At 72.2% G+C, this 17,312-nt stretch carries 5 protein-coding genes; 1 reads left to right on the top strand and 4 read right to left on the bottom strand.

Annotated features, from left to right (window positions below; translation table 11 throughout):
• The first annotated feature begins 732 nt into the window (after window positions 1-732).
• Window positions 733-2,406, top strand: coding sequence for an asparagine synthase B (asnB, locus tag POL72_RS38695; RefSeq protein ID WP_272101879.1), 1,674 nt, complete (start codon window positions 733-735; stop codon window positions 2,404-2,406).
• Between the two features lie 207 nt (window positions 2,407-2,613).
• Here the strand turns inward: asnB and POL72_RS38690 are convergent, their stop codons facing one another.
• The 4 genes from POL72_RS38690 to POL72_RS38675 form a co-directional block, all read right to left on the bottom strand.
• Window positions 2,614-4,068, bottom strand: coding sequence for a diaminobutyrate--2-oxoglutarate transaminase (locus POL72_RS38690; RefSeq protein ID WP_272101878.1), 1,455 nt, complete (start codon window positions 4,066-4,068; stop codon window positions 2,614-2,616).
• 91 nt (window positions 4,069-4,159) lie between these two features.
• A complete protein-coding gene (locus POL72_RS38685; protein ID WP_272101877.1) occupies window positions 4,160-5,212 on the bottom strand; it encodes a TauD/TfdA family dioxygenase in 1,053 nt (350 codons plus the stop codon).
• Complete coding sequence (locus tag POL72_RS38680) at window positions 5,209-9,165, bottom strand: non-ribosomal peptide synthetase (protein ID WP_272101876.1); 3,957 nt, start codon at window positions 9,163-9,165, stop codon at window positions 5,209-5,211. The genes POL72_RS38685 and POL72_RS38680 overlap by 4 nt, the downstream gene beginning before the upstream one ends.
• A gap of 50 nt (window positions 9,166-9,215) precedes the next feature.
• Window positions 9,216-17,309, bottom strand: a complete 8,094-nt coding sequence (locus POL72_RS38675; RefSeq protein WP_272101875.1) for a non-ribosomal peptide synthetase — start codon at window positions 17,307-17,309, stop codon at window positions 9,216-9,218.
• Window positions 17,310-17,312 lie beyond the last annotated feature (3 nt).

Here is a 17,312-nt window from a genome sequence, read left to right as displayed (position 1 = left end):
CGCCAAAGCCCGCGGCGTCGATGAGCGCTTCCTGACCCGGCGCACGTGCCGGGTGGCCGACACCGAGGAAAGAAGCGGCTATCTCGCCCGAACGACAAGTACAGAGAAGTCGCCGCCAGCGCCTGACCGAAGATCCTTGCCACCTCGTCGATCCGAGCCGCCGTGATGACGAGCGGCACCCGCAAGCGCACCACGCTGTCGTGGGGGCCGCCGAGCTCCACGATCATCCCCGCCGCAGGCACTCGCGCCCTGGTGTCGAATCGCTCGTGACACGCGACCACCGAGATCCGCGGCCCGCCGACCCTTCAACCCCCAAGTGCGACTGGAATATTCATACGTCGCGGTACCTCGCTCAGAAATGAAATTGATTTCTATTTTCATCTGAGCCACCGAAGCCGTCGGGCATGGCCGTCCGCTCGGTTCCTCGACCCCAATGCTCGGACCCCCGGGCTCGGCCACGGGTGGACGCGGCACCACGGGGTCCTCTCGCGCTTCGAGCGCCCGCTTGCACGTACGTCGACCTTCCTGCTGCCGCGGTCGATCCAGCTGGGCTCCGGCGATGCCTCCCCTCGTGAGCTCGGCTCTCGCGAGGGGAGGCTCACTGGCCAGATCGGCGGCCTATCGAGCCCTTCGCGCTGCGGAGCCCGCGTCCACGCACAAGGGTCTCTTCGGTCTTCAGCCCAGAATACGCGCGACGCCGCGACCGATTCACAACCCTTCAGGAGCCAACCCATGTGTTCCATTTTCGGCATCTTCGGTCTGCATCCCCGCGACGACCGGCAGGCCCTGCGACGACAGGCGCTGGAGCTCTCTCAGCGACAGCGCCACCGGGGGCCCGACTGGAGCGGCGTGTACGTCGACGAGGGCGCCATCCTGGTGCACGAGCGCCTGGCCATCGTCGACCCCGCCGGCGGCTCGCAGCCGCTGCGCTCCGCCGACGGCGAGCTGGCGCTGGCCGTCAACGGGGAGATCTACAACCACCGCGAGCTGAAAAAGGAGCTGGAGCAACCCTATTCCTTCCAGACCGGCTCCGATTGCGAAGTGATCAACGCGCTGTACCGGGAAGACGCACCGACATCGTTCCTCAACCGGATCAACGGCATCTTCGCCTTCGCCCTGTGGGACAAGCGCCGGCAGCGCGCCCTCATCGCGCGCGACCCCATCGGCGTGTGCCCGCTGTACTGGGGGCACGACCGCGAGGGGAGGCTGTGCGTCGCGTCGGAGATGAAGGCGCTCTCCGGCCTTTGCGCCGATGTCGCGCAGTTCCCGCCGGGCCATTGCTACGACAGCGCAACGCGCGAGCTCACGCAGTATTACCGCAGGCCGTGGCGCGACTATGCAGCGGTGGAAGGCGTCGACGTGGACGAGCGAGAGCTGCGCGAGGCCTTCGAGCGCGCGGTGCGCCGCCAGCTGATGACCGACGTGCCGTATGGCGTGCTGCTGTCGGGCGGCCTGGACTCCTCCCTGGTGGCCGCGGTGGCCGCGCGCTTCGCCCGCAAGCGCGTGGAGGACGACGGCGCGTCGGAGGCGTGGTGGCCGCGCCTGCACTCGTTCGCCATCGGTCTGAGAGGCTCGCCCGACCTGGCCGCCGCGGCCGTCGCGGCCGGGGCGCTGGGCACGGTGCACCATGGGTTCGAGTACACCTTCGAGGAAGGCCTGGACGCCTTGCCCGAGGTGATACGCCACATCGAGACCTACGACGTCACCACCATCCGGGCGTCCACGCCCATGTACCTGCTGGCCAGGCGCATCAAGGCCATGGGCGTGAAGATGGTGCTGTCGGGAGAAGGCTCGGACGAGATCTTCGGCGGCTACCTGTACTTCCACAAGGCGCCGAACGCGCGCGAGTTCCACGAGGAGCTGATACGCAAGCTGGACGCGCTGTACAGCTACGACTGCCTGCGCGCCAACAAGTCGATGATGGCCTGGGGCGTGGAGGCGCGGGTGCCCTTCCTGGACGTGGAGTTCCTGGACGTGGCGATGCGGATGGACGCCAGGCACAAGATGGCCGGCAAAGGCCGCATCGAGAAGGCGGTGCTGCGCGAGGCGTTCGAAGGCTATCTGCCGAAGGAGATCCTGTGGCGGCAGAAGGAGCAGTTCAGCGACGGCGTGGGCTACGGCTGGATCGACGGCCTGAAGGCGTACGCCGAGGCGCGGGTCAGCGATCGCGAGCTGGCCGCGGCCGAGAGGCGCTTCTCCATCAATCCGCCGCGGACCAAGGAAGCGTACCATTACCGCAGCCTGTTCGAGCAGTTCTATCCGGGACAGGCCTGCGCGGAGACGGTGCCTGGCGGCAAGTCCATCGCGTGCTCGTCGCCCGCGGCGATCGCCTGGGACGCCAGCTTCGCCGCCGCGGCGGACCCGTCTGGGCGCGCGGTGACGGGCGTCCATAACGCGGCATTGTAGGAGGAGCCCTGGGGGAGATATCGTCGTCTCCCCTCCTGCGAAGCGGTGGGTCTCCGCATCGCTTTTATCGGGAAATTGAACAGGGAGACAGGGAGGCGGGGAGATGAATGGGATTTTACTCCCCGTCTCCCTGTGAATCTTCCCAATCAATTCGAGTGAATGCTTCGGGCGAAGACCGACGCGCGAGACAGGCCTGGGCCTGCTCGGCTACGGAAGGGCCGCTACCAGCGCCTGACCGAAGATCCTCGCCGCCTCGTCGATCTGCGCCGCCGTGATGACGAGCGGCGGCAGGAACCGCACCACGCTGCCGTGGCGGCCGCCGAGCTCCACGATCATCCCCCGCCGCAGGCACTCGCGCTGCACGCGCCCGGCGAGCTCGCGGTGGGCAGGGCGCGCCCCGAGCGCGTCGGGCGCGGCCGCCGCGTCCACGAGCTCCACGCCGATCATCAGGCCGCGCCCGCGCACGTCGCCGATGCACGCGTGCTCCTTGGCGAGCGCGGCGAGCTGCGCCATGAGCCGCGCGCCGAGCTCCGCGGCCGCCGCGTCGAGGCGCTCCGCGCGCAGCACCGACAGCGTGACCGAGCCCGCCGCCATCGCGAGCTGGTTGCCGCGGAACGTGCCGGCGTGGGCGCCCGGACGCCAGGTGTCGAAGCGCTCGTGGTACGCAACGACCGAGAGCGGCAGCCCGCCGCCAAGCGCCTTCGACAGGACCAGCACGTCCGGCTCGATGCCGGCGTGCTCGAACGCGAACATGCGCCCTGTGCGGCCGAAGCCCGTCTGCACCTCGTCGAGGATCAGCGGGATGTCATGCCGCGTCGCCAGCGCCCGCAACCCCTTCAGCCAGGCGACCGGCGCCGGGATCATGCCCCCCTCGCCCTGCACCGCCTCGACGATGATGGCAGCAGGCTTGGGCACGCCGCTTTCCGGATCGGACAGCAGGTTGTCGATGTACGCGAGCGATGCCGCGATGCCGGCGCCGCCGCCGAGCCCGAACGGGCAGCGGTACTCGTACGGATATGGCAGGAACTGCACGCCGTTCAGGCTGGAGCCGAGCGCCGCCTTGGGCCCGAGGTTGCCCATCAGGGTGAGCGCGCCCTGCGTCATGCCGTGGTACGCGCCCTGAAAGGCCAGCACCGTGCCGCGCCCGGTCGCGAGCTTGACCAGCTTCAGCGCAGCTTCCACGGCGTCCGCGCCCGTGGGGCCGCAGAACTGGATGCGCGCATGGTGGGCAAAGGGCGCCGGCAGCGCGCCGAGCACGTCCTGCGTGAAGCGATCTTTGACCGGCGTGGTGATGTCGAGCGTGTGGAGCGGTAGGCCGGAGTGCAGCGTCCGCACAAGGACGTCGGTGACCGCCGGGTGGTTGTGCCCGAGCGCCAGGGTGCCGGCCCCGGCCAGACAATCGAGGAACACGCGCCCCTCGACGTCTTCCACATACACGCCCTGCGCGCGCGAGAGCGCCAGCGGCAGCCGCCGCGGGTACGAGCGGGCGTTCGACTCGTGCTGCCGCTGCCGCTCGAGCAAGGGGTGATCCCCGAGCTCGTACAGCGCGCGCCGCCGGTGGCGCTCGCCGAGCTCCGCGGCGAGGCCCGCGTGGAGGGGCGCCTTGGGGGCCGGCGTCAACGGGTCCACCGCGGAGAAACTGGAGGCTGTAGACAGACTCATCGGGTACTCCCTGTTGCGAAACGTCCCTTGATTCACGCGCTCCTCGACCGTGGAACGCGGGCCGCGCTCCCGCGCGGACCGATGCCGTGAGCTAGCTCTGCTCGAGATCCTTCGCGTAGTACGCCTCTGCCATCCCCGTGAGGATGGCGCGCTTGCCACCGTAGGATTCACGGCCGTGGACACACAGCATGTTGTCGATGAACAGGATGTCTCCCTGCTGCCAGAGGAACTTCACGAGCGAAGAGAGGTACGCTCCCCGGAGCTCCTCCAGCACCTCGGGCTCGATCGGGCTGCCGTCGCCATAAAAGGTGTTCGTGGGCAGCTCGTCGTCGACGAAGCTCGCGGTGAGCGAGCCGCGGACGTCCGGGGGCAACGTGCTCACGTGGAAGAACGTGGCGTGGTTGAACCAGACTTCCTCCCCGGTGCGCGGGTGGCGCACGATCGCCGGCCCTACCTGGGTCGTGCGAAGGCGATTGTCCGGCTTCCACTCGATCTGGATACCCACCGAGGCGCAGTAGGACGCCACCTCGCCGCGATCCTCGGTCTGGAAGACGGTTTGCCAGGGCAGGCCGAAGCCGTCCCCGTAGTTGCGGACATACAGGACCCTCTTCTGGCGGAACTTCTCCCGGATCTCGGGGCGGATGTGCCGGAGGACCTCCCGGGTGGAGCCGATGGGGGTCTCGCCGCCCGTCTCCGAGGGCTGATGGCAGTAGAAGAACAACCGCAGAGGGAAGCGCGGCGAGTAGGAGTGCTCGTTGTGCGGGAAGATCTTCTGGTCGGCCGGGTAGTCGGTCGACGTGTAGATGTTGCCCCCCACCCGCGTGCGCGGCGACGCGCGGAACATGTACTCCAGGGCTCCAGGCGAGAGGGACGCGATGGTCTGCTCGAACCGCTCGACGGTCTTGCAGGTGAACCCGCGGAACAGGATGGCGCCGTGCTGGAGGACCTTCTGCTCCAGGGCCTCGCGGTGCCTCGCGGCCCACTCGACGAGATCGACGCCCGCGACGGCCGGCTCGATCACGAGCGGCAACGGGCGCTCCGGGTGCCACATCCGCTCGCGGACCAGCGTGCCGTCGGACACCGTGATGGCCTTGCGGTGCGGGGCGCCCGGCCCTGGGATCGGTGCAGTCTTGCCAGAGTTCATGCTCGCTCCGTGGTGAGATCGATGCGTTCGGACGAAAGCGCGCTCGGGGCGCCGGACAGGATGGCGCGCAGGCGCGCGTGCACGGCGCTCCCCTCCAGGGCCGCGAGGTGATCGCCGGGGGCCGTCGCGGTGTGCACGGCGGCGCGCGTGTACCGCTGCCAGTCCACGGGGGGGGCGCCGTGGCGCTCGAGCGTCTCGGCGCTCCACCACGCGTGAATGGCCGCGTGGAGGCACCGCGGCGGCAGCTCGTTCATGAACAGGGCCGCGTCTCGCAGGAGCGCGTAGCGGTGCGCGAGCGCGGCGGTCTGCGCCCCTTCGGGCAGGAAGCCGCGAGTCTGGGCCCATGCCGCCGCCGCCATCACGCGCTCCTCGTCGCCTCGGCCCTGCAGCTGCTCCCGCAGCGCCCGCAGCTCCGCCTCCGGGAGCGCGAGAAGCGCCGCCCTGCGGTCGGTGTCGACATACTCCGCGAGCTCCGCCACGACGTCCGGCGGTCCCGCCGCGTAAAGGCTCGTGGGCGGCTGGGTGTCCAGGATGCCGAGGAAGGCGACCGCCTCCTCCTGCTGCTCCAGCGCCCGGGCGACGCCGAGCGCCAGCGCGCCGCCCAGCGACCATCCGAGGAGGTGATACGGGCCGCGCGGCTGATGCTGCCGGATCTCGCGGGCCAGCTGATCGACGATGCGCCGGCACGAGGGGCCTTCGCCCGCGAGCGCCGGGCCCAGATCGAGCCCGAACACGGGCCGATCCCCGCCGAGCGCGTCGGCGAGCGGCTGGTACGCCCCGACGCGCAGGCCCGAGGGATCCACGCAGAAGAGCGGGGGGAGAGACCCGGCGGCGCGGAGCGGCACAAGGCTCGAGCGCGGCGCCCGCGCCACGCATCCGGCCGCCATCGGTACGGTCGGCCGAGACGGCTGTTCCTCCGCCTCGATCAACGCCGCAAGGGCCTCGAGCCGGGGGCGCTGGAACACGGTGCGGACAGGGATCGTGGCGTGCAATTCGGTGTCGATCCGATGCACCAGACGGACCGCCAGCAGCGAGTGCCCACCCAGGGCGAAGAAGTCGTCGTCGCGGCCGATGAGCTCGACCGCGAGCAGCTCTTCCCACAGCGCGGCGAGCGCCCGCTCGACCTCGGTGTGAGGCGCGGCGTACGGTGCCCGCTGCCGGTGGCGCCGGAGCGCGAGCAGCGCTTGTCGATCGAATTTGCCGTTGGCCGTGCGAGGAAGCGTGGGCAGCGCCTGGATGTCGGCCGGGATCATCGGATCCGGCAGCAGCCTGGCGAGGTCGTGGCGCACCGCCGCGACCTCCAGCGGCTGTGCCGCCTCGACGAAGCCGCGGAGGAAGACCTCGCCGTCTTCGCCTCGATCGGCGAGCACAACGACCTGCTCGGCGCCCGTCACGCGGCGCAGCGCGGCGTCGACCTCGCCCAGCTCGATCCGGTAACCACGGATCTTCACCTGGCCGTCGCCGCGCCCGAGGAACACGAGCTCTCCGCGCTCATCCCAGCTTGCGTAGTCGCCTGTTCGGTAGAGCCGCTCCCCCGAGACCTCGACGAACTTCTCCTTCGTGAGCTCGGGCCGATTCAGGTACCCGGGGCTCAGCCCCGGTCCACCCACCCAGATCTCGCCCTTGAGCCCGCGCGCGCTCGGCTGGCCGCGCTCGTCGAGCACATGGACATGGCCATGAGGGATGGGGCGGCCGATGGTCACGGGGCGATCGGACTGCGATGCTGCGCACTCGCCGACCGTGCTCCACACCGATGCCTCCGTGGCGCCGTACTCGTTGTAAAGGCGCGTGCCGGGGAGGGCGCGGTGGTGCGCGTCGACCAGCGCGCGCGGGCAGGGCTCTCCGGCCACGATCGCGGTGCTCAGGGCGATGGACTGGCCGGCGAGCCGGTGCAGCAGCAGGTGATGGAGGGAGGGCAGGGCGAGCAGGTGAGTGATGGACTCCTCGCGGATGATCTCGGCGAGCCGCTCGGCGTCTTTCTGCTCGATCTCGCTGCACAGACGCAGGCAACCCCCCTGCGCGAGCGTCCCGAAGAGCCCGGCGATCGAGCTGTCGAACGCGAAGGAGGACAGGAGCAGGAAGCGACGGATAGGGTCCTGGTAATACGAGACGCGGGCAGCCAGGGAGTAGAGCGCGCCCGCATGGGTGATGGGCACGCCCCTGGGCTGGCCCGTGCTGCCGGAGGTGTAGATAACGTACGCGACGTGCTCCGGCAGGATCTCGGGCCACGGGAGCGCCGCCCCGTCCTCCGGCGCGGCGTCGGTGAACACGAGCCTCGCCCCGTCCTGCCAGGGCTCCGGCAGCCTCTCCACGAGATCGCGGCGGGTGAGGACGAGGTCAGCCCCGCAGTCGTCGAGCACGTAGGCGATGCGGGCCGCGGGGTAGTCCGGATCGATCGGGACATAGACCGCGCCGGCCTTCAGGATGGCGAGCATCGCGACGATGGCGTCGACGTCCCGCTGGAGGAAGTGCGCGATCCGCGTGCCCGCCGCCGCGCCGCGGCCGAGGAGGCTCTGCGCGAGCCGCGTGGCGTGTGTATCCAGCTCGGCGTAGCTCAGGCCGCGCGTCGCGCTGCTGACCGCCGGCTGGTCGGATCGCTGCAGGATCTGCTCCGCGAAGCAGGCGGCCAGGTGAGGCAATGAGGCGATGCGCGCGAACTCCCGCTCTCGCTCCGCGGAGAGCGGCTCGGAGCGGCTATAGACCTCGGTCACCAGGCGCCGCTCCGCCTCGCTCAGGGCAGAGAGCTCCCGGAGCTGCCGGGCAGGGTGGCGGCAGACCTCCTCCAGCAGCGCGATCAGCTGATCACCGAGCAGCGCGGCCGTGGCGCTATCGTAGAGCGCCTGGTTGTAATGCAGGGTGAGGACCGGCCCGTGGCCTCCCTCCCGGTGCTCCAGCAGCAGGTGGTGCGGCGCTGTCGGGCTGTCGGCGGACTCGACGCGCCAGCCGGCGGCCGCGAGCGCGCTGTCGCCGGCGGCCGGCACGTAGCGGAAGCCCAGCGGATAGGGCTCCTCGTCCGCCGTGCTCGGGAAGTAATCGCGCCACTCCCTGAGCTCCGCGCAGCGCGCGCGGAGCGCATCGCAGAGGGTCTCCGCGGTCGCGCCGTCGAGCGCGTCCACGGTGAGCGGCACCGGCTCGCTGAACAGGCCGATCGCGTCGCCGAGGTCCCGGCTGGGCTGCTGCCAGTCGAGACCCACCGTGAGGCGATCGGCGTCGCCATGCTGATGAAACAGCGTCACCCACGCGGTCAGGGCGAGCAGCGCCGGGGGAACGCTCAGCGCGCTGGCCTGGCGCGCCCAGCGCTCCTGGAGCTCGGGTGAGACCGGCAAGCGCACGCGGGCGAGGTCCACGCGCGCGACGCCGCCGCGCGCCTGGCCGCGCAGCGGCAGCGCCGGCGCGGGCGCCCGGGTCGCGAGGCGCTCCTCCCAGAACGCGTCGGCCTGCGGATCGCTCCCCTTGAGCTCGTTGCGCCAGGCGGCGTAGTCCGCATAGTGCAGCGGGGCGTCGCCCGGGTCCTCGCCGCGATAGGCACGCTCCCACGCGGCCACGAGGCGCAGCAGGCCCGCTGTGTCGGTGTGCGCCGCTGGCAGGCGCAGCCGGATGCTCGCGCCTTCGTCCGGCGATCCAGAGAGGGCCACCGCGACGCCGCTCGGGCTGCCTTGATCCGCCGCGTTCCAGAGGATCGCCGGGGAGGGCTGGATCACCTGGACGGGCAGCGCCATGCCTGGCAGCTGCGGGTAGTCCGTGCGCAAGATCTCGTGACGATCGACGAGCTCCGCCAGGCTGCGCTCGAGCCGCGCCTCGTCGGTGCCGGCGGGAACGCGGAGACACAACGCGGCAGCTCGGACAGCGCTCGCCAGATGGGCCTCTTGCCACCGCCACGAGCGCGCCTGCTCCGGGGAGAGCTCGAATCCCTCGATGAGGGCGTCGCTCCGTGCCGTGTTTGAGCTGGACATCTGAGATTCCCTTTCTGTCGCTGCGACTCGCTCCGTGAGCGGTCCGCCTTTTACTGTGGTTTCTGGACAGCCAACGGTTTGCGCTGGACGGTCCCCAGCGCCGCGCGCTGCTGCTCGCGCGCGGCCCGGCCAGCCTCCATCGCCTGCTGCTGCCGCGCCTTCTGGTGCTGGCTCAGCGCCTCCACGAGCTCCGCGACCGTGCGCGTCTCCGGCTCGCTCACCATCCCCAGGGCCGCCTCGTACAGGGCGGCGAGCTGCTCGATGAAGGCAGCGGGGTAGACGTCGGCGCGGTAGTCGTAGGCCACGCGCAGCCCGTTGGCGTGCGCGTCGACGGCGATGAGCAGGTCGACCTCGACGTCCCGCGGCGAGAGCTCGAGCTCGGAGATGGAGAGATCCTTGAGCTCGAGATCGCGCTGCGGGGTGTTCTGCAGGATGAGCTTGATCTGGAAGAACGGCGCGCCGTCCGCGTCGCGCCGGGGCAGGAGGTCCGAGACCAGCGCGTCGAACGGGAGATCCTGGTGCTGGTAGGCCTCCAGCGCTGTGCGCTTGCACTCGGCGAGCAGCTCCGTGAAGCGCAGGGCGCCGTCGATGCGGCAGCGGAGCACAAGCTGGTTCACGAAGAAGCCGACCATGCTCTCCGTCTCGCGGACATGGCGGTTGGCGACGTCCGTCCCGACCAGGAGATCGCCGCGCCCCGTCTGCTGGTGGAGCACCACGTTGAGCGCGGCGTACAGCACCATGAACAGCGTGGCGCCGTGCTGCTCGGCGCCGCGCAGCAGCGCCTCCGCCGCGGAGCGCGGCAGCGCGCGCACGAGGCGCGCGGCGCGCCGCTCCTGGGCCGGAGCGGTCCGCGCCTGGGGCAGGGTCAGCGTCGTGGCGCTGCCGGCGAGCTGCTGCCGCCAGTAGGCCATCTGCTGGTCCCACACGGCGCCCGGGAGGTGGGCTCGCTGCCAGGCCGCATAGTCGGCGTACTGGAGCGCCTGCGGCGGCTGCTCCGGGGCCGCGCCGCCGTCGCTCAGGGCGCGGTACGCCGCCATCAGGTCGTCCACGAGGAGCGCGATCGACCATCCGTCGGCCGCGATGTGGTGCAGCGCCACCGCGAGGACGTGCTCTCGCTGGCCGAGGCGGAACAGCTGGGCGCGCAGCAGCGGCGGGCGCTGGAGATCGAAGGGCGCCGTGAGGACCGCGTCGATGCGCCGGGAGAGCTGCGCGTCCGCGACCTCGGCGGGCAGCGCGGAGAGATCGTCGAGCGGAAGCTCGAACGGCTGCGGGGGCAGGATGGCCTGCCAGGGCTCCCCGCGATCGACGACGATGGCGGTGCGCAGCACCTCGTGCCGGGCGATCACCGACGCGAAGCTCCTCTTCAGGGCCTCGGCGTCGAGCGCGCCCGTGAGCCGGAGCGCGAACGGGATCGTGAGCAGGCCCCGCTGTCCTTGCAGCTGCTCCAGGAACCACAGGCGCTGCTGCGCGAACGAGAGCGGCAGCGGCCCCTGCCGCGGCGCCGCGACGATCGGCGGCGCCCCGGCCGCGGGCGCGCCCCCGGCAGGATCGCGCCGCCGATCGACGTCGCGGGCGAGCTCGGCCACCGTGGGGTGGTCGAACAGGCTGCGGAGCGGCAGCTCGACGCCGAGCGCCTTGCGCACGCGCGACACGACCTGCGTGGCCAGCAGCGAGTGCCCGCCCAGCTCGAAGAAGCCCGCGTGGACGGGGATCCGCTCGAGCCCAAGCACCTCCGCCCAGATGCCCGCGAGGGCCTCCTCGGTCGGCGTCGTCGGGGCGCCGGCCGCCGCGCCGCCGGCGTCGACCGCGGGCGCCTCGGGCGCCGGCAGCGCCTTGCGGTCCACCTTGCCGTTCGGGGTGAGCGGCAGCGCGGGCAGGGCGACGAAGACGGGCGGCACCATGTAGTCGGGCAGCGTCTCCTTCAGGAACTCGCGCAGGCGCTCGGGCGCGGGGGTCGCGCCGCCCTCGCCGACGACGTAGGCGACGAGCCGCTTGCCCGAGGCGCGCTCCTCCCGGACCGCGACGACGGCCTCGCGGACCTCCGGGTGCCGCGCGAGGCGCGCCTCGATCTCCCCGAGCTCGATGCGGAAGCCGCGGATCTTCACCTGGTGATCCCGCCGCCCCGAGAACTCGAGGGCGCCGTCCGCGAGGCGCCGGCCGAGATCGCCCGTGCGGTACATGCGCGCGCCGGGCGCGCCGCCGAAGGGATCGGGCACGAAGACCTCGGCGGTCCTGGCGGGGTCGTTCAGGTAGCCGCGCCCCACGCCGATGCCCGCGACGCAGATCTCGCCGGTCACGCCGACGGGCGCGAGATCGTCGCCCGTCACGACGTGGAGCCTCACGTTGGGCACGGGCCGGCCGATGGGCATGTGGACGACCTCGGGCCCGGGGGCCGCCGTGATCGCGTGGAGCGCCACGTCGTCGGCGCACTCGGCCGGGCCGTAGGCGTTCATCAGGGGGACGCGGGGGTACCGCGCGAACCACCGGCGGGAGAGGTCGGGCGTGAGCGCCTCGCCGGTGGGCAGCATCCACCGGAGGCGCGAGAGGCGCGGCGCGTCGGCGTCCGCGGAGACGAGCTCCGCGAGCAGCGACGGGACCAGCTCGAGGACCGTGATCCCCTGCGCCTCGGCCTCCTCCAGCAGGCGCTGTGGATCGCCCACGATCTCGTCGGGGACGATGTGCACGCGGCCGCCGCAGAGCAGCGCCGTCAGGAGCTGCCACACCGAGATGTCGAAGCACTGGGACGCTGTCTGGCCGATGACGTCCGAGGGGCCGAGCTCCAGCGCGGGGATCTTGCCCCACACGTTGTTGAGCATCCCCGCGTGCTCGACCATCGCGCCCTTCGGCACGCCGGTCGATCCGCTCGTGTAGATCACGTACGCGAGGTGACCGGGGCCGGCGAGCTGCGGGAGATCGCCTTCGGGCGCAGGCCCGCGCTGCGCGGCGAGCCGCTCGCGGGTCACGAACCGCGGCCGCGCCGCCTCCGGCAGGCGCGCGAGCGCCTTCCCGAGCCGCGGGACCCACGCGTCCGAGGTCACGACCACGGGCGCGCGGCTGGCCTCGACGACGCCGGCGATGCGCTGCTCCGGCTGGTGGGGGTCGAGCGGGAGGTACGCGCCGCCGGCCTTGAGCACGCCGAGCAGCGCGACGACCAGCTCGATGTCGCGCGACTCCAGCACGGCGACGACCGTGTCCGGACCGACGCCCTGGGCCCGCAGCGCGTGGGCCACGTGGTTCGCGGCGCGGTTCAGGGCCGCGTAGGTGAGCCGGCGCCCGCGGCACGTCACAGCGTCCGCGTCCGGCGTCCTCCGCGCCTGGGCCTCGAAGAGCGCCACGTAGCCGGGCGCGGCGGGCTCCGCGCTCGTCGTGTCGTTCCACTCCCGCAGGAGCTGCCGGCGCTCGCGCTCGCCGAGGAGCGCGAGGTCGCCAAGCCGGGCCTCCGGGCGGGCGGCCATCTCCGACAGCAGCTGGACCAGGTGGCCCAGCATCCGCTCGACGGCGTCGGGCTCGAACCAGCGCCGGTCGTACGAGAGCCGGATCCCCAGCGTCTCGCCCGGGTACGCCACGACCGTCATCGGGTAGTTCGTGTGGACCCGGTCCTGCTCGTACGAGAGGCGGACGGCGCCGACCTGCTCCCCGAGGCGGGGATCCTTCGGCGCGTTCTCGAAGACGAGGAGGCTGTTGAACAGCGCCTGTCCCTTGGGGAGCTCGCTCCACCGCTGGATGTGCACGAGCGGCGGATACTCGAACTCGCGGATACGGTAGTTGTGGGCGAGGAGGCCCTTGAGCCACGGGAGGAGCGGCTGCTCGGGCGACACGCGGACGCGGAGCGGAAGGCTGTTGATGAACAGCCCCACGATCGTCTCCACGCCGGGCAGATCGGTCGGTCGGCCCGCCACGGTCACGCCGAACACGACGTCGCGCTGGCCGCTGTAGCGGCTCAGGAGGAGCGCCCAGGCCCCTTGCACGAGGGTGTTGGGCGTCAGCCCGTGCTGGTGCGAGAGGCGGAGGAGCGCCTCGCTCACGGCCGGGGGCAGCTCGACGTGCTCGTCGCTGATGCCGGCCCCCGCGAGCGGCGCCGCGCCGCCTTCGGCGGCGCGCTCCACGCCGAGGGGCGTCGGCTCCGCGAAGCCGCGGAGCTCCTCGCGCCAGAACCGCTCGGCCGCCGAGAGGTCCTGTCGCGCGAGCCAGGCGATGTAGTCGCGGTACGGGCGCGGCTGGGGCAGCTCCAGCGAGCGGCCCTCGCTCAAGGCCTCGTAATACGACAGGCACTCCATCATCATCACGGAGAAGCACCAGTCGTCCGTGAGGATGTGGTGGAAGCTCCGGACGATGCGATACGCGTCGTCCTTCATGCGGATCAGCCGGATCCGCATCAGCGGCGCGCGGGTCATGTCGAGCCCGGCGGCGAGCTCGGCCTCGAGCGCCTCGGCGAGGCGCTTCTCCTGCGCGGCCTCGGTCTGATCGCGCCAGTCGAGGACGTGGATGACCTCGGAGAGGTCGATCCGGCGGTGGACGACCTGGACAGGCCGCTCGAGGTCCTTCCAGGCGAAGGAGGTCCTCAGGATGGGGTGCCGCGCCACCACCCGCTGCCAGGCCTCGACGATGAGGCCGGCGTCGAGCGGGCCGTGCCACACGTAGTGCTGCTGCATCAGGTAGATGCCGGAGCCCGGGTTCAGGAGGGTGTGGAAGAGCATGCCCTCCTGCATCGGCGAGAGCGGGTAGACGTCATCGAGGCCCGACGCGTCCGGCAGGCAGCGCGCGATCTCGTCCTCGGTGAGGCCGCTCAGCGGGAACTGCGATGTTGGCAGAGAGGTTGTCTGCGACGGCGACGTTGACGTCGACATGGATGGCGTCGCCTCGCGCTGCTCTCCCTGCGGCCCCCCCGCGTTCCCCGGGCGTGCGGGCGCCTCTTCCGGGGCAGCGGCAGCCTTCACCGGGGCCGCTGTGGAGACCGCGACGGCCGCGGCGCCGGCCACGGTGGGGTGGTCGAACAGGGCCTTCGGGCTCAGCTTGATGCCGCGCTGGTTGGCGCGCGCGATGACCTGGAGGCTCCGGATGGAGTCGCCGCCGAGGGCGAAGAAGTTGTCGTGGATGCCGACCCGCTCCACGCGCAGGATGTCGGCCCAGATCTGCGCGAGCGTGGCCTCGACCTCGTTCCGGGGCGCGACGAAGCCGCTCGCCTCCTGCGCGCCGGCCCGCTCCGGCTCGGGCAGCGCCGCGCGGTCGATCTTGCCGTTCGCGGTGAGCGGCAGCGCTGGCAGCGGCACGATCACGGCGGGCACCATGTGGTCGGGCAGCTGCTGCGCGAGCCGGCCGCGGAGCGCCGCCGCGTCGAGCGCCGCCGCCTCCCGGCCGACCACGTAGGCCACGAGGCGCACGGCCCCCCCGTCGTCCCGCGCCGCCACGACCGCCTCGCGCACCTCGGGCTGCTCCCGCAGCCGCGCCTCGATCTCGCCCAGCTCCACGCGGTGGCCGCGCAGCTTGATCTGGTGATCGGTGCGCCCGAGGAACTCGATCGCGCCGTTCGCGAGGAGGCGCGCCCGATCCCCGGTGCGGTACAGCCGGCCCCCAGGGACGCCGCCGAACGGATCCGGGACGAAGCGCTCCGCCGTCAGCTCGGGGCGAGCGTGGTAGCCGCGCGTCACGCCAGCCCCGCCCAGGTAGAGCTCCCCGGGCACGCCCACCGGCATCGGCTCAAAATTTACACCAAGGACATACGCCTGGGTGTTGGGGAGCGGACGGCCGATGGGCACGGTCGCCCCGGAGCGGCCGCCCGCGGGGTCGATCTGCCAGGTGAGCGAGCCAACGGTCGTCTCGGTGGGGCCGTAGTGGTTCACGACGGTGCAGCCCGGCGCGAGCGCCCGGATCCGCTCGATGAGCTCCCAGCTCGAGGCCTCTCCGCCGACAACGAGGCAGCGCGCCGGCAGCACGCGCTCGGGCCGCGCGGCTTCGAGGAGCGCGGCGAGGTGGCTCGGGACGATCTTGAGCGCCTCGACCCCGTGGCGGCTCATGTACTCGGCTGTCGCGTCGGGATCGAAGATCCGCGCCTCGGACAGGACGTGCAGCGCGCGGCCCGAGCAGAGCGCGCCGAAGAGCGACGTGTGCCCGAGGTCCGCGGCCACGGTCGAGACGAGCGCCATGCCGCCGCCCTCGGCGAGGGGGAGCCGCGCGAGCACGCCGCGCACGTAGTTCACGAGGTGGCGGTGCTCGACGGCCACGCCCTTCGGGCGCCCCGTCGAGCCCGAGGTGTAGATGAGGTAGGCGAGGTTCTCGGGCCGGGCCGTCCGGCCGATCGGCGCGTCGGGCTCGGCCGCGAGGGCGCCCGCGTCGCGGTCCAGGAAGAGCAGCGCGGGCCCCGGCCCGTCGAACGCGCCGGCCCACCGCTCCTGCGTGATCACGACGCGCGCGCCGCTGTCCTCCACGACGGCGCGGAGGCGCTCGCGCGGGAACTTCGGGTCGACGGGCACGTACGCGGCGCCGGCCTTGAGCGCGCCGAGCAGCGCGAGGATCATCTCCGCCGAGCGCTCGATGCACAGGACGACCCGGTCCTCGGGCCCCACGCCGAGCGCCCGCAGCCTCCGCGCCAGCTGATTCGTCCTCCGGTCGAGCTCCCCGTAGGTCAGCGCCGTCTCCTCGCAGGCGACAGCGAGCGCGTCGGGGCGCGCGGCGGCGTGCGCCTCGAAGAGCTCGTGGATGCAGGCCGCCGGCGGGGAAGCCGTGGCCGTCGCGTTCCACTCGGTCAGCAGGCGGCGCCGCTCGGCGGCGCCCACGAGGGGCAGCTCGGCCAGGCGGGCCTGCGGCCGCGCGGCAGTCGCCTCGAGCAGCGCCCGGCACTGGCCGAGCAGGCTGGCCGCGGCCTCGTGCGTGAGGCGGCGGCGCTCGTAGCAGAGGATGAGCCCGAGCTCGCGCGACGGATCGACGATGAGCGACACCGGGTAGTTGTTGCGCCCGGCGGTGAGCAGGGCGTCGCCGACGCGCCCGCCGCCGGGGCGCGGCAGGACGCTGGCGCGGACGTCCAGGGGCACGCCGCTCACGTCCTCCTCGGGGTAGCTGTCGAAGACGACGATCGTGTCGAAGAGGGAGCGCCCGCCCGGCACCTCGCTCCAGCGCTGGACGTCGGACAGCGGGGCCCACTCGTGCTGGCGCAGCTCGCTGTTCCTGTCCTGCAGCCGCGAGAGCCAGAGGGCGAGCGGCTCGTGCTCGTCCACGCGGACCCGCACCGGCAGCGTGTTGATCAGCACGCCGACGATGGCCTCGGCGCCGGGGAGCTCCGGCGGCCGGCCCGACACCGTGGCGCCGAAGACGACGTCGGGCTCACCGCTGTGCCGGGAGAGCAGGAGGGCCCACGCGCCCTGCACGAGGGTGTTCAGCGTGACGCGCAGGCGGCGCGCGCAGGCCGCGAGCGCCTCCGTCTCCGCCCGCGAGAAGCGCAGGACCTGCTCGGCGAAGGGGAACGCGCCGTCGCCCGCCGCGGCCGCCGCCGGCGCGGCCTCCATGGGGATCGGCGTGGGCGCCCGGAACCCGGCGAGCGCGCCGCGGAAGAAGCGCTCTGCGGCCCCTTCGTCCTGGGCCTGCACCCACGCGAGGTACTCGCGGTACGGGCGCGCCCGCGGCAGCTCGGGCGCCGCGCCCTGCGCGAGCGCCTTGTAGACGAACAGCGCCTCTCTCAGCAGGAGGGCGAGGCTCCACCCGTCCAGCAAGAGGTGGTGATGGCTGTTGACGAAATAGAACGCCTCCTCCTCGACCTGGACCACCGTGAGCCGCATGAGGGGCGCCTTCAGCAGGTCGAAGCCGGCGCGCCGATCCGCGGCCATGAGCTCGACGAAGGCCTGCTCCCGCTCGGGCGCGGCGAGCCCGCGGAGGTCGTGGCGCGAGAGCGGGATCGCCGCCCGCGGGCGGACGACCTGCACGGGCCGCGCGACGCCCTCCCAGACGAACGCCGTGCGCAGGATCGGGTGCCGCTCCGCGAGCGCCTGCCAGGCGCGCTCGAACGCGTCCACGTCGAGCCGCCCCTCCAGGAGGAACGCCGTCTGGACGAAGTACGGGTCCGCGGCGCGATCCGAGACCGCGTGAAAGAGCAATCCCTGCTGGAGCGGGGAGAGGTAGTGAATCGACTCAACGTCTTTCTTCTTGTTCGTCATGGC

The sequence above is a fragment of the Sorangium aterium genome (genome assembly GCF_028368935.1).
Taxonomy (GTDB): domain Bacteria; phylum Myxococcota_A; class Polyangia; order Polyangiales; family Polyangiaceae; genus Sorangium; species Sorangium atrum.
The sequence above is the reverse complement of the archived record's forward strand: the minus strand, read 5'-3'. Positions and strand labels throughout refer to the sequence as shown.